We start from the raw sequence: 14,318 nt of genomic DNA, 5'->3' as shown, positions 1-14,318 counted from the left end.
ACAATAGGATCTTCTGCAGCCGGAGTGTGTTGGAGTGTCTACATAATGCGAATTTTACTTGCCGAGGACGACAGCGTGCTGGCCGACGGCCTGACCCGCTCGCTGCGCCAGTCCGGCTACGCCATCGATTGCGTCAGCAACGGCCAGGAAGCCGACACCGCCCTCTCCACCCAGGAGTTCGACCTGCTGATCCTGGACCTGGGCCTGCCCAAGCTGTCCGGGCTGGAGGTGCTGCGCCGCCTGCGCGCGCGCGCCTCGCTGCTGCCGGTGCTGATCTTGACGGCGGCCGACTCGATCGAGCAGCGCGTCAACGGCCTCGACCTGGGCGCCGACGACTACATGGCCAAGCCCTTCGCGCTGTCCGAACTGGAGGCGCGCGTACGGGCCCTGACCCGGCGCGGCGCCGGCGGCGGCGCCACCGTGGTCAGGCACGGGCCGCTGAGCTACGACCAGGTCGGCCGCAGCGCCTACATCAACGAGCAGATGCTGGACCTGTCGGCGCGCGAGCTGGGCTTGCTGGAAATCCTGCTGGCGCGCAGCGGCCGGCTGGTGTCCAAGGAACAGCTGGTCGACCACCTGTGCGAATGGGGCGAGGAAGTGAGCAACAACGCCATCGAGGTCTATGTGCACCGGCTGCGCAAGAAGATCGAAATCGGCGGCATCCGCATCGCCACCGTGCGCGGCCTCGGCTACTGCCTCGAAAAATATACGGACGCCCCCAAGTGACACCGCCGGCCGCACAGCCAGCGCAGCCGGAGCTGGCGAAGGATCTGGAATACCAGCCGCCGGCGCCCGAGGCGGACGAAGGCATCCAGCACTCGCTGTTCGGCGAGATCCTGGACTGGATGCTGGCGCCGCTGCTGCTGCTGTGGCCGATGAGCATCGCGATCACCTACCTGGTGGCCAAGTCCATCGCCAACCAGCCGTTCGACCATGCGCTGGAAGACAGCGTCACCGTGCTGGCGCAGCAGGTGCGCGCGGTGGACGGCAAGGTCATCAAGGGCCTGTCCGGCCCGGCCCGCGACATCCTGCGCGCCGACGATGTCGACAACGTCTACTTCCAGATCCAGGGCCCGCGCGGCGAACACGTGGACGGCGACCGCGACCTGCCGCCGCCGGTCATCGACGAGGACGACAAGCCGCGCGGCAGCGTGCGCTTCCGCAACGACACCATGCACGGCACGCCGGTGCGCGTGGCCTACGCCTACGTGCGGCTGGAGCGCAACAGCGGCGACGAACAGCTGGCGCTGGTGCAGGTGGCCGAGACGCTGGAAAAACGCGGCCAGCTGGCCAACGCCATCATCAAGGGCGTGATCCTGCCGCAGTTCATCATCCTGCCCATCGTGCTGGCCCTGGTGTGGTTTGCGCTGTCGCGCGGACTGTCGCCGCTGGCGCAGTTGCAGGAGCGGATACGCGCGCGCAGCTCGGACGACCTGAGCCCGATCGCCTCCAACCAGGTGCCGGAGGAAATCTCGCCGCTGGTCAATTCACTGAACGACATGCTGGCGCGGCTGTCGCTGTCGATCGAGATGCAGAAGCGCTTCATCGCCGACGCCGCGCACCAGATGCGCACGCCGCTGGCGGGCATGCGCATGCAGTCCGAGCTGGCGCTGCGCCAGACCGACAGCGGCGAAATCCACCGCTCGCTGGAGCAGCTGGCCAAGAGCTCGGAAGCGGCCACCCGGCTGGTCAATCAATTGCTGGCCCTGGCCCGCGCCGAGAACCAGCCGCAGGCCGGCACCGCCATGCTGCCGCTGGAACTGTCGGAGCTGGCGCGCGGCGTGGTGCAGGACTGGGTGCAGGCCTCGTTCGCGCAGCGCATCGACCTGGGCTACGAGGCGCCGACCGAGCCGGTGCAGATCGTCGGCAATCCGACCATGCTGCGCGAGCTGCTGTCCAACCTGATCGACAACGCGCTGCGCTACACGCCGGCCGGCGGCAGCGTCACCGTGCGGGTGCGGCGCGACGAGGAGCACGGCTACCTGGAAGTCGAGGACACCGGGCCGGGCATCGCCCAGGCCGAACGGGCGCGGGTGTTCGAGCGCTTCTACCGCATCCTCGGCAACAAGGCCGAGGGCAGCGGACTGGGCCTGGCCATCGTGCGCGAGATCGCCCAGCAGCACGGCGCCGAAGTCGACATCTACAACAACCCGCGCGCGCAGCAATCGAAGCTGCCGGGCGCGCTGTTCCGGCTGACCTTCCCGCTGCCGCCGCGCCCGCCGGAACAGGAAGGCGAACCGCCGTACTATGGATAACAATGGATAAACCCGCCGCCCCACTCAGCCGCGAACAGCACTGGCACAAGACGCGCCGCCTGACCGCCATCCTGCTGCTGGGCTGGCTGGCGACCGGCTTCTGTGCCGCCTACTTCGCGCGCGAACTGGCCGGCCTGAGCGTGTTCGGCTGGCCGCTGTCGTTCTATCTGGCGGCGCAGGGCGCATCGCTGGTCTACCTGGCCATCCTGGCCGTCTATGCGTGGCGCATGCGCAAGCTCGACCGTGCCGCCCAGGAGCGCCGCGCGTGAAGGCGACCCGCACCTTCTTCCAGCGCCTGCGCAGCTACTACCTGCTGTTCACCGGCGGCTTCGCCTGCTTCCTGGTCGCGCTGTCGGTGCTGGAGCAGGAAGGCATGTCGCGCACCTGGATCGGCTACCTGTTCATGTTCGCCACCATCGTGCTGTACGCGTCGATCGGCGTGCTCAGCCGCACGTCCAACGTGCTCGAATACTACGTGGCCGGGCGGCGCGTGCCGGCCATGTTCAACGGCATGGCCACCGCCGCCGACTGGATCTCCGCCGCCAGCTTCATCAGCCTGGCCGGCGGCCTGTACCTGCACGGCTTCGACGGCCTGGCCTACATCATGGGCTGGACCGGCGGCTACTGCCTGGTGGCGCTGCTGATCGCGCCCTATCTGCGCAAGTTCAGCCAGTACACCATTCCCGATTTCCTGGCGGCCCGCTACGGCGGCGGCGACGGCGACGGCCGCGGCGGGCGCGCGGTGCGCATCCTGGCGGTGGCGGCCACCATCATCGTGTCCTTCACCTACGTGGTGGCGCAAATCTACGCGGTCGGGCTGATCGCCTCGCGCTTCACCGGCGTCGATTTCTCGGTCGGCATCTTCCTCGGCCTGGCCAGCATCCTGGTGTGCTCCTTCCTCGGCGGCATGCGCGCCATCACCTGGACCCAGGTGGCGCAGTACATCATCATCCTGGTGGCGTTTTTGATGCCGGCGGTCTGGCTGTCCGGCAAGCACACCGACAATCCGATCCCGCAGCTGGCCTACGGCAAGCTGCTGCCCAAGCTGAGCGCGCGCGAGAACGTGCTGCAGAACGATCCGAAGGAGGCCGAGGTGCGCGCCATCTTCCGCCAGCGCGCCGCCGATTTCGAGGCCCGCATCCGCACCCTGCCGGCGTCGTGGGAGACCGGCCGCGCCGAGGTCCAGCGCGCGCTCGACCGCGTCAAGCTGCGCAACGCTTCGCTGCTGGAGATCCGCAGCGCCGAGCGGGCCCTGATCGCCTATCCGAAAAGCGCCGACGAGGCGGCGCACGACTGGGCCGAGGCGCGCGCGCAGAACCTGGCGCGCGCCGAGCCGATCACGCCGCACGCCACGCCCTACCCCGGCGATCCGGAAACCTCGGACATCAAGCGCAACAACTTCCTGGCGCTGGTGTTCTGCCTGATGCTGGGCACGGCCGCGCTGCCGCACATCCTGATGCGCTCCTACACCACGCCGTCGGTGCACGAGACCCGCGTGTCGGTGTTCTGGACGCTGTTCTTCATCCTGCTGATCTACCTGACCATTCCGGCGCTGGCGGTGCTGGTCAAGTACGACATCTACAACGCGCTGGTCGGCAGCGACTCCGCGCACCTGCCCAACTGGGTGTCGTACTGGGCCAATGTGGACAAGCTCAATCCGCTGTTCGGCATCAGCGACATCAACCACGACGGCATCGTGCAGCTGGCCGAGATCACCATCGACGCCGACGTGCTGGTGCTGGCCACGCCGGAAATCGCCGGCCTGCCCTACGTGGTGTCGGGCCTGGTGGCGGCGGGCGGCCTGGCCGCCGCGCTGTCGACCGCCGACGGCCTGCTGCTGGCGATCTCCAACGCGCTGTCGCACGACATCTACTACAAGCTGGTCGACCGCAGCGCCTCGACCCAGAAGCGGGTCACCATCTCCAAGCTGCTGCTGCTGGGCGTGGCCTTCATCGCCGCGTACGGCGCTTCGCAAAAACCGGGCGACATTTTGTCGCTGGTGGGCGCGGCCTTCTCGCTGGCGGCCTCGGCGCTGTTCCCGGCGCTGGTGCTGGGCGTGTTCTGGAAGCGCGCCAACTACCAGGGCGCGGTGGCCGGCATGACGACCGGCTTCGCGGTCTGCCTGTACTACATGTTGCACGCCAATCCCATCCTGGGCGGCAGCGCGGCCGGCCAATGGTTCCACATCGCGCCCATCTCGGCCGGCATCTTCGGCGTGCCGGCCGGCCTGCTGACGATGCTCGCGGTCAGCCTGCTCACGCCCGCGCCCGACCGCGCGACCGGCGCGCTGGTCGATTACATCCGGGCGCCGGAACGTTAAGATACACGGCACATGTGGCGGATTTGATAACTTGGTGCTATTGTGCCGGCACAGCCTATTTCGAGACCGCCCATGAAACTTCGCACCATCCTGCTGCTGGCCTGCGCCATCGGCCTGCCCTTCCACGCCGCCCAGGCCGCCGACGCGCCGCCGGCCCGTCCCTCGGTCGAGGACTTTTTCGGCAATCCCGAATTCAGCGACGCGCTGCTTTCGCCCAGCGGCAAATACCTGGCCGTCAAGGTCGGCTCCAAGGACCAGCGCGACCGCCTGGCCGTGGTCGAACTGGGCGCGAACACGGTCAAGGTGGTGGGCAACTTCAGCGACGCCGACATCGGCAGGTTCCAGTGGATTAACGACGAGCGCCTGGCCTTCACCGCCGCCGACCATACGCTGGCCCAGGGCGACCAGCGCTACGCGCCCGGCCTGTACGCGATCAACCGCGACGGCAGCGCCTTCCGCCAGCTGGTCATGCGCATCGGCAAGCCCTTCATCAGCGGCGGCCCCACCGCCACACACCTGCGCGAGCTGCTGCCCTGGCACACCTTCATGCTGGACCAGGACGGCCCGCAGGATTCCGAGTATATGTACGTTGTCAACAAGAGCATCAGCGGTCCCGGCCAGCTGGACTACGTCGACCTGCAACGCATCAACACGCTCACCGGCCGCGTGGCCAGCACCATCGCCCGTCCCGGCGACAGCATGACCTGGCTGCTGGACAACAAGGGCGAGCCGCGCCTGACCGTCACCTCGAAAGACCGCACCAGCGAGATCTGGTACCGCGACCCGGCCACCAACGCCTGGCGCAAGCTGACCGGCTTCGACAGCTACACCGGCGGCAAGGGCGCCTTCAAGCCGCTGGCGTTCGGGCCGGACGGCACGCTGTACGTGATCATCAACCACCGCAGCGACCTCATGGCGGTGCACAGCTACAACCTCGCCACCAACACCGTCTCCGAGCAGCCCATCGTCAAGCTCGACGGCTACGACTTCGCTGGCCAGCTGATCATGGACCAGCACAAGATGCTCGGCGTGCGCTACCAGACCGATGCCGCCGGCACCGTCTGGTTCGACCCGGCCATGAAGGCCATGCAAGAAAAGATAGACACCATGCTGCCCAACACCATCAACCTGCTGACGCCGCCGTCGCGGCCGCAGGCGCCGTGGGTGCTGGTGCAGTCCTTCAGCGACGTGTGGCCGTCGCGCAGCTTCCTGTACAACCGCGACAACCAGCAGCTGACCGCCGTCGGCGCCAGCTACCCGTCCATCCAGCCGACCCAGATGGCGCACAAGATCATGGTGCACTACAAGGCACGCGACGGCCTCGACATCCCGGCCTGGCTGACCGTGCCACAAGGCAGCGGCAAGCACCTGCCGCTGGTGGTGCTGGTGCACGGCGGCCCGTATGTGCGTGGCGGCAACCTGGCGTGGGAGCCGGACTCGCAGTTCCTGGCCTCGCGCGGTTACGCGGTGCTGGAGCCGGAATACCGCGGCAGCCTGGGCTTCGGCGCGCGCCACTTCCGCGCCGGCTGGAAGCAATGGGGCTTGAAGATGCAGGACGATATCGCCGACGGCGCGCGCTGGGCCATCGCCGAGGGCACCGCCGACGCCAAGCGCATCTGCATCGCCGGCGCCAGCTACGGCGGCTACGCCACCTTGATGGGCCTGATCAACGATCCCGACCTCTACCGATGCGGCATCGACTGGTCCGGCGTCACCGACATCAACCTGATGCATGACGGCCACTGGGCCTACACGTCGGACTTCTCGGACGGCTGGCGCCAGTACGGCATGATCGACCTGGTCGGCGACCCGGTCAAGGACGCCGAGCAGTTGAAGGCCACCTCGCCGCTGTTGCAGGCGGCCCGCATCAAGCAGCCGCTGCTGCTGGCCTACGGCGGCGCCGACATGCGCGTGCCGCTGCCGCACGGCACCAAGTTCTACAACGCGGTCAAGCAAACCAACCCCAACGTCGAGTGGGTCGAATACCCGGACGAAGGCCACGGCTGGGCGCTGCCGAAAACCCGCTTCGACTTCTGGACCCGCGTCGAGAAATTCCTCGACAAGAATATCGGTCCGGGAGCGGCACGTTGAGCGCCATCCGCAAACTGCTGGGCCTGCTCGTAGTGGCGTGCGCCTGCCAGGCGCAGGCCGCGCCGCCGCCGATCACCAGCTTCTTCAACAACTCCGCCTTCAACGGCGCCGTGCTCTCGCCCAACGGCCGCTACCTGGCCGCCTTCATCGGCGCCAACGACCAGCGCGACGGCCTGGCGGTGGTCGACCTGAGCGACCTGAGCGCGCACATGGTGGCGCAGTTCGCCGACACCGACATCGGCCGCGCGCACTGGATCAACAACGAGCGCCTGCTGTTCAGCACGGTGGACAAGAGCGTAGCCCAGCGCGATGTGCGCTACGGCCCCGGCCTGTTCGTGGTCGACCGCGACGGCAAGCACTTCCGCCAGCTGGCCAAGCGCAACAATCCCTTCTTCCAGAACGGCGACGGCGGCCGCGAGCTGCTGCCCTGGCACACCTTCATGCTCGACCAGGCCGGCGCGCAGGACAGCGAGGAAGTCTACGTCACCGACGCCGACATCCGCGGCGCCGGCATCCTGGTGGCGTCGGACCTGCTGCGGCTGAACACGCGCACCGGCCTGACCCACGCGGTCGAGCATCCCGGCGTGGCGCGCGGCTGGCTGCTGGACCAGCACGGCCAGCCGCGCGTGGTCGAGACGCTGGAGCAGAACATCGAAACCATCCACTACCTCGACCCGGCCACCGCGCAATGGCGGGCGCTGGCCAGCTTCAACGCCTACACCGGCGGCGCCGGCGGCTTCGATCCGCTGGCCTTCGGCCCGGACGGCACGCTGTACGTGACCAGCCGCGCCGGCCGCGACCGCAGCGCGCTGTACCGCTACGACCTGGTCCACGGCAAGCTGGCCGAGCAGCCGATGCTGGAGCTGGAGGGCTTCGACTTCAGCGGCCACCTGATCATCAGCAACGACCGCCTGCTGGGCGTGCGCGTGCACGGCGACGCCGAAGGCACGGTCTGGTTCGACGCCGGCATGCAGGCGCTGCAAAAGACGGTGGACGCCATGCTGCCCGGCACCATCAACCTGATCACTCCGCCCAGCCGGTCGGAGACCCCGTGGATGCTGGTGCAATCGTATTCGGACAAGCAACCGCGCCGCACGCTGGTGTTCAACACCGAGAGCAAACGCATGAGCGAGGTCGGCAGCCTGGCGCCGCAGATCAAGCCGGCCGAGATGGGCAGCCGCGAGCTGGTGCACTACGCCGCGCGCGACGGCCGCGACATCCCGGCCTGGCTGACCCTGCCGCCGGGCGGCAAGGACCAGCACCTGCCGATGGTGGTGCTGGTGCACGGCGGCCCGTTCATGCGCGGCGGCAGCTGGAACTGGAACGCAGACGCCCAGTTTCTGGCCACACGCGGCTATGCGGTACTGGAGCCGGAGTTCCGCGGCAGCGTCGGCTTCGGCGACGCCCACTTCCGCGCCGGCTGGAAACAATGGGGCCTGAAGATGCAGGACGACGTCGCCGACGGCACGCGCTGGGCCATCGCCCAGGGCACGGCCGACGCCAAGCGCATCTGCATCGCCGGCGCCAGCTACGGCGGCTACGCCACCTTGATGGGCCTGATCAACGATCCCGAGCTATACCGCTGCGGCGTCAACTGGGTGGGCGTGACCGACATCGACCTGATGTACGACAGCGGCTGGCGCTACGCCTCCGACCTGCCGCAGGGCTGGAAGCAGTACGGCATGCCGGCGCTGATCGGCGACCGCGTCAAGGACGCGGCGCAGTTGCAGGCCACCTCGCCGCTGCGCCAAGCCGCGCGCGTGACGCAGCCGCTGCTGCTGGCCTACGGCGGCGCCGATGTGCGGGTGCCGATCACGCACGGGCTGAAGTTCTACGACGCGGTCAAGGCCGGCAATCCCAACGTCGAGTGGATCGAATACCCGGAGGAAGGCCACGGCTGGGCGCTGCCGAAGAACCGCATCGATTTCTGGACCCGGGTGGAGAAATTCCTCGACAAGAATATCGGCGCGCGCTGAAAGTCGCGCTATAGTCTCGGTGCAGCAAACCTGTTCAACGAATACGGAGGAGCGCGCATGTCGTCGGGAAAAATATTGGTCGCACAGGGAGGCGGGCCGACCGCCGTCATCAACCAGTCGCTGGCGGGGGTGGTGCTGGAGGCGCGCCGCTTCCGCGACGTCACCCGCGTGTACGGCGCGCTGCATGGCGTGCGCGGCATCATCAACGAAGACCTGGTCGACCTGACCCGCGAGACCAGCCATAACCTGGAGCTGGTGGCGGCCACGCCGTCGTCGGCGCTGGGCTCGACGCGCGACAAGCCGGACCTGGCCTATTGCGAGGAAATCTTCAAGGTCTTGCGCGCGCATGAGATCGAGCAGTTCTACTACATCGGCGGCAACGATTCGTCCGACACGGTGCGCATCGTCAGCGAGCAGGCGCAGCAGGCCGGCTATCCGCTGCGCAGCATCCACATCCCCAAGACCATCGACAACGACCTGGTCGGCAGCGACCACACGCCGGGCTTCCCGTCGGCGGCGCGCTTTGTCGCGCAGGCCTTCGCCGGCGCCAACCTCGACAACGCCGCACTGCCGGGCGTGTACGTGGGCGTGGTGATGGGCCGCCACGCCGGCTTCCTGACGGCCGCCTCGGCGCTGGGCAAGAAGTTCCCGGACGACGGCCCGCACCTGATCTACCTGCCGGAGCGGGTGTTCTCGCTGGAGCGGTTCCTGGCCGACGTCAAAGCCACCTATGCGCGCTATGGCCGCTGCGTGATCGCCGTGTCCGAGGGCATCCACGACGCATCCGGCGAGCCGATCGCCAGCCTGCTGGCCAAGGAGGTCGAGCGCGACGCGCACGGCAATGTGCAGCTGTCGGGCACCGGCGCGCTGGCCGACCTGCTGTGCGACGAGATCAAGGCCAGGCTGGGCATCAAGCGGGTGCGCGGCGACACCTTCGGCTATCTGCAGCGCTCGTTCATCGGCTGCGTGTCGGACGTCGACCAGCGCGAGGCGCGCGAGGTCGGCGAGAAGGCGGTGCAGTTCGCCATGTGGGGCGGGCGCGACGGCTCGGTGGCGATCAAGCGCACCGGCTTCTACTCGGTCGATTACGAGCTGATGGCGCTGTCCGACGTGGCCGGCAAGACGCGCGTGATGGAGGACGAGTTCATCAGCGCCAGCGGCACCGATGTGACCGACGCCTTCCGCCTGTACCTGCGCCCGCTGCTGGGTTCCGGCATGCCGGACGCGTTCCGCCTGCGGCCGTCGCCGGTGGAAAAAATTCTGAAAAAATAGGAGATGATGATGGGACGATTCAAACGCAGCATGCTGCTGGCCGTGGTGGCCAGTGCAGCACTGAGCGCCGCGGCGCAGAACGCCAACCAGCCGCCGCCGCCCGACGGCAAGCGCGGCCCGCCGCAGGAAGCGATCGACGCCTGCAAGGGCAAGGCCGAAGGCGTCAAGGTGACGTTCAAGGGCCGGCGCGGCGAGGACGTCAAGGGCGTGTGCAAGAAGATGCGGGAAGGCGTGGTCGCCGTGCCGGAAGGCGGCATGCCGCCACCGCCGGAGCCGCGCAAATAAAGGCCGCGTAGATTAATGTAACTCAAAGCAAGATTACGCCGCCGCGCTACGATTTGTGCTCCCAGACAAAGGAGCTCATCATGCCCTATATCGCACGCGATTATGCAGATCAAAAGGAGCTGGTCGGCAATGGCCAGTGTGTTACGTTGGTCAAAGAATTTTCAAATGCGCCAGCGGCTTCGCTTTGGTCTGAAGGCAAAAAAGTGGCTGAACTCGTGAAGTCCGGACGAATCGCCTCAGGCACCATTATCGCCACATTCGTCAAAGGCAGGTATCCGAACCATGCGCACGGCAACCATGCAGCTATTTTCGCCAAGGCGGTCCCAGGCGGAATCGTGGTGCTTGATCAATGGCGCACGCATAAGCCGGTGGCGCGTATCATCCGCTTTGGCCGATCCGGGAAAATCGGCGCCGCCCAACGGCCGGAACTCTATTCGGTCGTCGAATGAATATCTCAGTCCGCTCTTTTTCCGCAATTGCGCTGCTCGTGATGGCGCCTGCCTTTGCCAAACCGTTGGCCTGCCCAGCTGTCGCTCCTGATTCATGGGGCCTGGAAAATGCCAAACTTGTATCGGTGCGCATACTCTCCCATCCAGCCGGTGAAAAAATTGACGACACTGGTCCATTGCCTATTATGGTCCCTGACAATGAACGCGAACGCGGCGGCAAACTTCTGCAAACCTGGCGCATGAACGCCGATGCGCCACACTACGCCTACAAGTTTGATTGCCTGTTCAGCGGCACCGAGCGGTTCTTAAGGATCGAGGCACCGGCCGTGAAACGCTGCACAGCGACCTTAAGCCAAGCGGACCAGGTATTTAGTTTTCATTGCAAATAGCCACCGCGTCTGCTCGGGCAGGAAAAACGACCATCTTTGCCTAAACGTCGTGCAGAATGATTTTCCGGCTAAACTCAAGAAAATCGTCGAGATGCGTTTCGATGATGGCGACCGTGACCGGCAACTGTAGTGCCTGATAGTTGTGCACGGCGATATTACGAAAGCCAACCATGCGCTTCATTACATCCGCAAGCCCCGCATCTATCCAGGCAGAACCCGCCAGCAAGCTGAATACATCGCGGGCGCTTTGCGGCACACCGAGTCGCTCACGGCGAATCAGATGCTGCCCCATATCCAGCGCGGCTTCACACGCCCGTTGAATATTCAAAATCGCTGCGTCCTGACGCGTGTGATCATCGCCGAACGTGGCAGGATTTTTCATGTACTCCTCGCGAGCACGGGCCACGCAGCGTTCTATTGTGGCGGCTTTGTTAAGGACCACATCATCGGCCATATACGTGCCCCTCGCGTTCAATGTCTTCCAGCAGACCGGCGCGGGCGGTATCCAATTCCGTCTTTTGGCTCAGGATAGCGCACTCGTAAAGCGCTGCCTGCACGTCCTTGCTCCACAAACGGGAACCGGTGGTAATGACTTGATATTGCAAGACCGTAGACGCGGCACGAAGATCGATCAAATCGACATCGCAACCCACGATATCGGCCAACGATTGCGCCAGCTCCCATGTCGACAGGATGTCCAGCTTGCCCTCGACCAGCACGGCCAGATCAAGATCGCTGTCCGCGCCCGCCTGCCCCGTTGCGCGACTGCCGAACAGGTAAATGGCCAGCAGCTTGGGCAGCCGCTGGCGTAATGCGGACACGATAGCCTGTCCGGAAATCTTCGCGCTCATCGTCACTCCTGCTGTCGGCTTGTGGCTATAGCTTACACCAAGGGGCGGCGGGCGGCGGGCAGCAAAAGGCGGGCGTAAAAAAGCGGACGACGATCGGGGCGTGGTCCGCTTCTTGGAAATTGCCTATCGCTTAGACAACGATGGTCTGGTGTTCGTCGCCGACGCGGGCGCGGATGGCGCCGATGGTGTAGACGGTCTCGCCGGCCGCTTCCAGCTGGGCGATGGCGGCGGCGGCGTTTTCCTTCGACACGATGACGGTCATGCCGATGCCGCAGTTGAACACGCGGTGCATTTCAGCGTCGGCGACGCCGCCGTGTTGCTGCAGCCAGGTGAACAGCGGAGGCATGGTCCACGATTTGCCGTTCAGCTCGGCCACCAGGCCAGGCTGCAGCACGCGCGGGATGTTCTCGACCAATCCGCCGCCGGTGATGTGCACCATGCCCTTCACTTCCATCGAGGCCATCAGCGCCAGCAGCGGCTTGACGTAGATGCGGGTCGGCTGCATCAGCACGTCGGCCAGCTTGCGGCCGTGGAAGTCGCCTTCCAGGTCCGGCTTGGCCACTTCGATGATCTTGCGCACCAGCGAGTAGCCGTTGGAGTGCACGCCCGACGAAGCCAGGCCCAGGATGACGTCGCCCGGAGCGATCTTGGTGCCGTCGATGATGGCCGACTTCTCCACCGCGCCGACCGCGAAGCCGGCCAGGTCGTATTCACCGGCCGGGTACATCGAAGGCATTTCCGCCGTTTCGCCGCCGATCAGCGCGCAACCGGCTTGTTCGCAACCCTGGGCGATGCCCTTGATGACGTCGGTCGCGATGGCCACGTCCAGCTTGCCGCAGGCGAAGTAGTCGAGGAAGAACAGCGGCTCGGCGCCCTGCACCAGGATGTCGTTGACGCTCATCGCGACCAGGTCGATGCCGACCGTGTCGTGGCGGTTCAGCTCGAACGCCAGTTTCAGCTTGGTGCCCACGCCGTCGGTACCGGAGACCAGGACCGGCTCCTTGTACTTCTTGCTGATCTCGAACATGGCGCCGAAACCGCCCAAGCCGCCCATCACGCCTTCGCGCATGGTGCGCTTGGCAAAAGGCTTGATCGCTTCGACTAAAGCGTCGCCTGCGTCGATATCGACGCCGGCGTCACGGTAGGACAGGGAAACATTAGAAGTTTGGCTCATGGTGTATTTCGCAGCGGAGGCGGTAAAATAGAAGGCGGAGACCTGTTTCGTAGTAAAAAGCTACGAAAATGCGCAAAAAGCTGCACAACAACCCGGTCAATCCGCTATTTTATCAAAATGCCCCGTCCAACAGCCGTTTTTAACCATCTAAATCACTTTCCATGCCATTTCCCCTCTCGGTAGAGCAAAAGCAAACGGCATTCTGGGTAGCGGTTTGGGCGGCATTCTTCCTGTTGCTGGTCACGTTGGGACCGGTGCTGACGCCCTTCCTGGCCGCCGCCATCCTCGCTTACGCGCTCAATCCGGGCGTCGATTTCCTCGACCACCTGCATCCGCGGCTGGGCCGACTGAACCTGCGGGTGCCGCGCGCGCTGGCCGTGCTGGTGGTGGTGGTGCTGTTCTTCGCCGCCATCGCCACGCTGGTGCTGATCGTGGTGCCGGTGCTGCAAAAGGAAATCCCCCTGCTGCAGGCGCAGATCCCCGCCTTCCTGGCCAAGGCCAACGACCTGCTGGGTCCCAAATTACAGGAAATGGGCGTCAAGGTACGCCTCGACAGCGCCGGCATCAAGAAGCTGGTGTCGCAACAGATGTCCACCAGCGGCGAAGAGATCTGGAGCGCGGTGCTCAATTCGGCGCGCGTGGGCGGCACCGCGGTGCTGGGCTGGATCGCCACGCTGGTGCTGATCCCGGTGGTGCTGTTCTACCTGCTGCTGGACTGGCACCCGATGCTGGCCCGTATCGCCGGCTGCGTGCCGCGCCGCTGGATAGTCGCCACCATGGACATGGCCGAGGAAGTCGACACCCTGCTGGCCCAGTATCTGCGCGGCCAGCTGCTGGTGATGTTCGTGCTGGCGGTGTACTACTCGGTGGCGCTGGCGATCGCCGGCTTCGACGTCGCGCTGCCGGTCGGCATCATCACCGGCCTGCTGGTGTTCATCCCCTACCTGGGCTTCGGCCTAGGCCTGGTGCTGGCGCTGATCTCGGCGGTGCTGCAATTTACCGACTGGAGCGGCGTGATCGCGGTGGCCGTGATCTACGGCGCCGGCCAGGTGCTGGAGGGCTTTTTCCTCACGCCGCGCCTGGTGGGCGAGCGCATCGGCCTCAATCCGCTTGCGGTGATTTTCGCTTTATTGGCCTTCGGCCAGCTGTTCGGCTTTGTCGGCGTGTTGCTCGCATTACCCGCTTCGGCGGTGCTGATGGTGGCATTTAAGCATCTCCGCCGCCACTACCTGAGCAGCAGCTTCTATAATGCGTGA

The 14,318-nt window shown here is 65.8% G+C and carries 14 protein-coding genes; 11 read left to right on the top strand and 3 right to left on the bottom strand.

Annotation, left to right across the window (positions count from 1 at the left end):
- Positions 1–45: 45 nt before the first annotated feature.
- The 10 genes from KVP70_RS24215 to KVP70_RS24170 all read left to right on the top strand — a co-directional run bounded on the left by KVP70_RS24215 (position 46) and on the right by KVP70_RS24170 (position 11,037).
- On the top strand, positions 46–726 hold the full coding sequence (locus tag KVP70_RS24215; RefSeq protein WP_217944995.1) for a response regulator: 681 nt from the start codon (positions 46–48) through the stop codon (positions 724–726).
- Positions 723–2,255 (top strand): sensor histidine kinase, encoded by a 1,533-nt coding sequence (locus KVP70_RS24210; protein ID WP_217944994.1) that lies wholly within the window; start codon positions 723–725, stop codon positions 2,253–2,255. Before KVP70_RS24215 ends, KVP70_RS24210 begins: the two co-directional genes overlap by 4 nt.
- A gap of 2 nt (positions 2,256–2,257) precedes the next feature.
- Positions 2,258–2,524: a DUF4212 domain-containing protein gene (locus KVP70_RS24205; RefSeq protein ID WP_217944993.1), complete on the top strand. Its 267-nt coding sequence runs from the start codon at positions 2,258–2,260 to the stop codon at positions 2,522–2,524.
- Positions 2,521–4,575, top strand: a complete 2,055-nt coding sequence (locus KVP70_RS24200) for a sodium:solute symporter family protein (protein WP_217944992.1) — start codon at positions 2,521–2,523, stop codon at positions 4,573–4,575. The genes KVP70_RS24205 and KVP70_RS24200 overlap by 4 nt, the downstream gene beginning before the upstream one ends.
- 72 nt (positions 4,576–4,647) lie before the next feature.
- A complete protein-coding gene (locus KVP70_RS24195; protein ID WP_217944991.1) occupies positions 4,648–6,666 on the top strand; it encodes an alpha/beta hydrolase family protein in 2,019 nt (672 codons plus the stop codon).
- Positions 6,663–8,642: a S9 family peptidase gene (locus KVP70_RS24190; RefSeq protein WP_229225058.1), complete on the top strand. Its 1,980-nt coding sequence runs from the start codon at positions 6,663–6,665 to the stop codon at positions 8,640–8,642. Before KVP70_RS24195 ends, KVP70_RS24190 begins: the two co-directional genes overlap by 4 nt.
- Positions 8,643–8,699: 57 nt before the next feature.
- A complete protein-coding gene (locus tag KVP70_RS24185) occupies positions 8,700–9,914 on the top strand; it encodes a 6-phosphofructokinase (RefSeq protein WP_217944990.1) in 1,215 nt (404 codons plus the stop codon).
- Between the two features lie 9 nt (positions 9,915–9,923).
- Complete coding sequence (locus KVP70_RS24180) at positions 9,924–10,199, top strand: hypothetical protein (RefSeq protein ID WP_217944989.1); 276 nt, start codon at positions 9,924–9,926, stop codon at positions 10,197–10,199.
- 80 nt (positions 10,200–10,279) lie between these two features.
- On the top strand, positions 10,280–10,648 hold the full coding sequence (locus tag KVP70_RS24175; RefSeq protein WP_217944988.1) for a BPSL0067 family protein: 369 nt from the start codon (positions 10,280–10,282) through the stop codon (positions 10,646–10,648).
- Entirely contained in the window at positions 10,645–11,037 is a 393-nt protein-coding gene (locus tag KVP70_RS24170; RefSeq protein WP_217944987.1) for an STY0301 family protein, read from the top strand. The genes KVP70_RS24175 and KVP70_RS24170 overlap by 4 nt, the downstream gene beginning before the upstream one ends.
- Positions 11,038–11,077: 40 nt before the next feature.
- Here KVP70_RS24170 and hepT read toward each other — a convergent pair whose 3' ends face one another.
- The 3 genes from hepT to purM form a co-directional block, all read right to left on the bottom strand.
- Positions 11,078–11,491 (bottom strand): type VII toxin-antitoxin system HepT family RNase toxin, encoded by a 414-nt coding sequence (gene hepT / locus KVP70_RS24165; protein WP_217944986.1) that lies wholly within the window; start codon positions 11,489–11,491, stop codon positions 11,078–11,080.
- The gene (gene mntA, locus KVP70_RS24160) at positions 11,481–11,888 is read right to left on the bottom strand and encodes a type VII toxin-antitoxin system MntA family adenylyltransferase antitoxin (RefSeq protein WP_217944985.1); all 408 of its coding nucleotides are present in this window, start codon (positions 11,886–11,888) and stop codon (positions 11,481–11,483) included. Before mntA ends, hepT begins: the two co-directional genes overlap by 11 nt.
- A gap of 130 nt (positions 11,889–12,018) precedes the next feature.
- A complete protein-coding gene (gene purM, locus KVP70_RS24155) occupies positions 12,019–13,062 on the bottom strand; it encodes a phosphoribosylformylglycinamidine cyclo-ligase (protein ID WP_116992110.1) in 1,044 nt (347 codons plus the stop codon).
- Positions 13,063–13,223: 161 nt separating this feature from the next.
- Between purM and KVP70_RS24150 the strand changes: the two genes are divergently transcribed.
- Positions 13,224–14,318 (top strand): AI-2E family transporter, encoded by a 1,095-nt coding sequence (locus KVP70_RS24150; protein ID WP_217944984.1) that lies wholly within the window; start codon positions 13,224–13,226, stop codon positions 14,316–14,318.

Source organism: Duganella violaceipulchra, assembly GCF_019166075.1.
In the GTDB taxonomy this organism is placed as follows: Bacteria; Pseudomonadota; Gammaproteobacteria; order Burkholderiales; family Burkholderiaceae_D; genus Rugamonas; species Rugamonas violaceipulchra.
The sequence above is the reverse complement of the archived record's forward strand: the minus strand, read 5'-3'. Positions and strand labels throughout refer to the sequence as shown.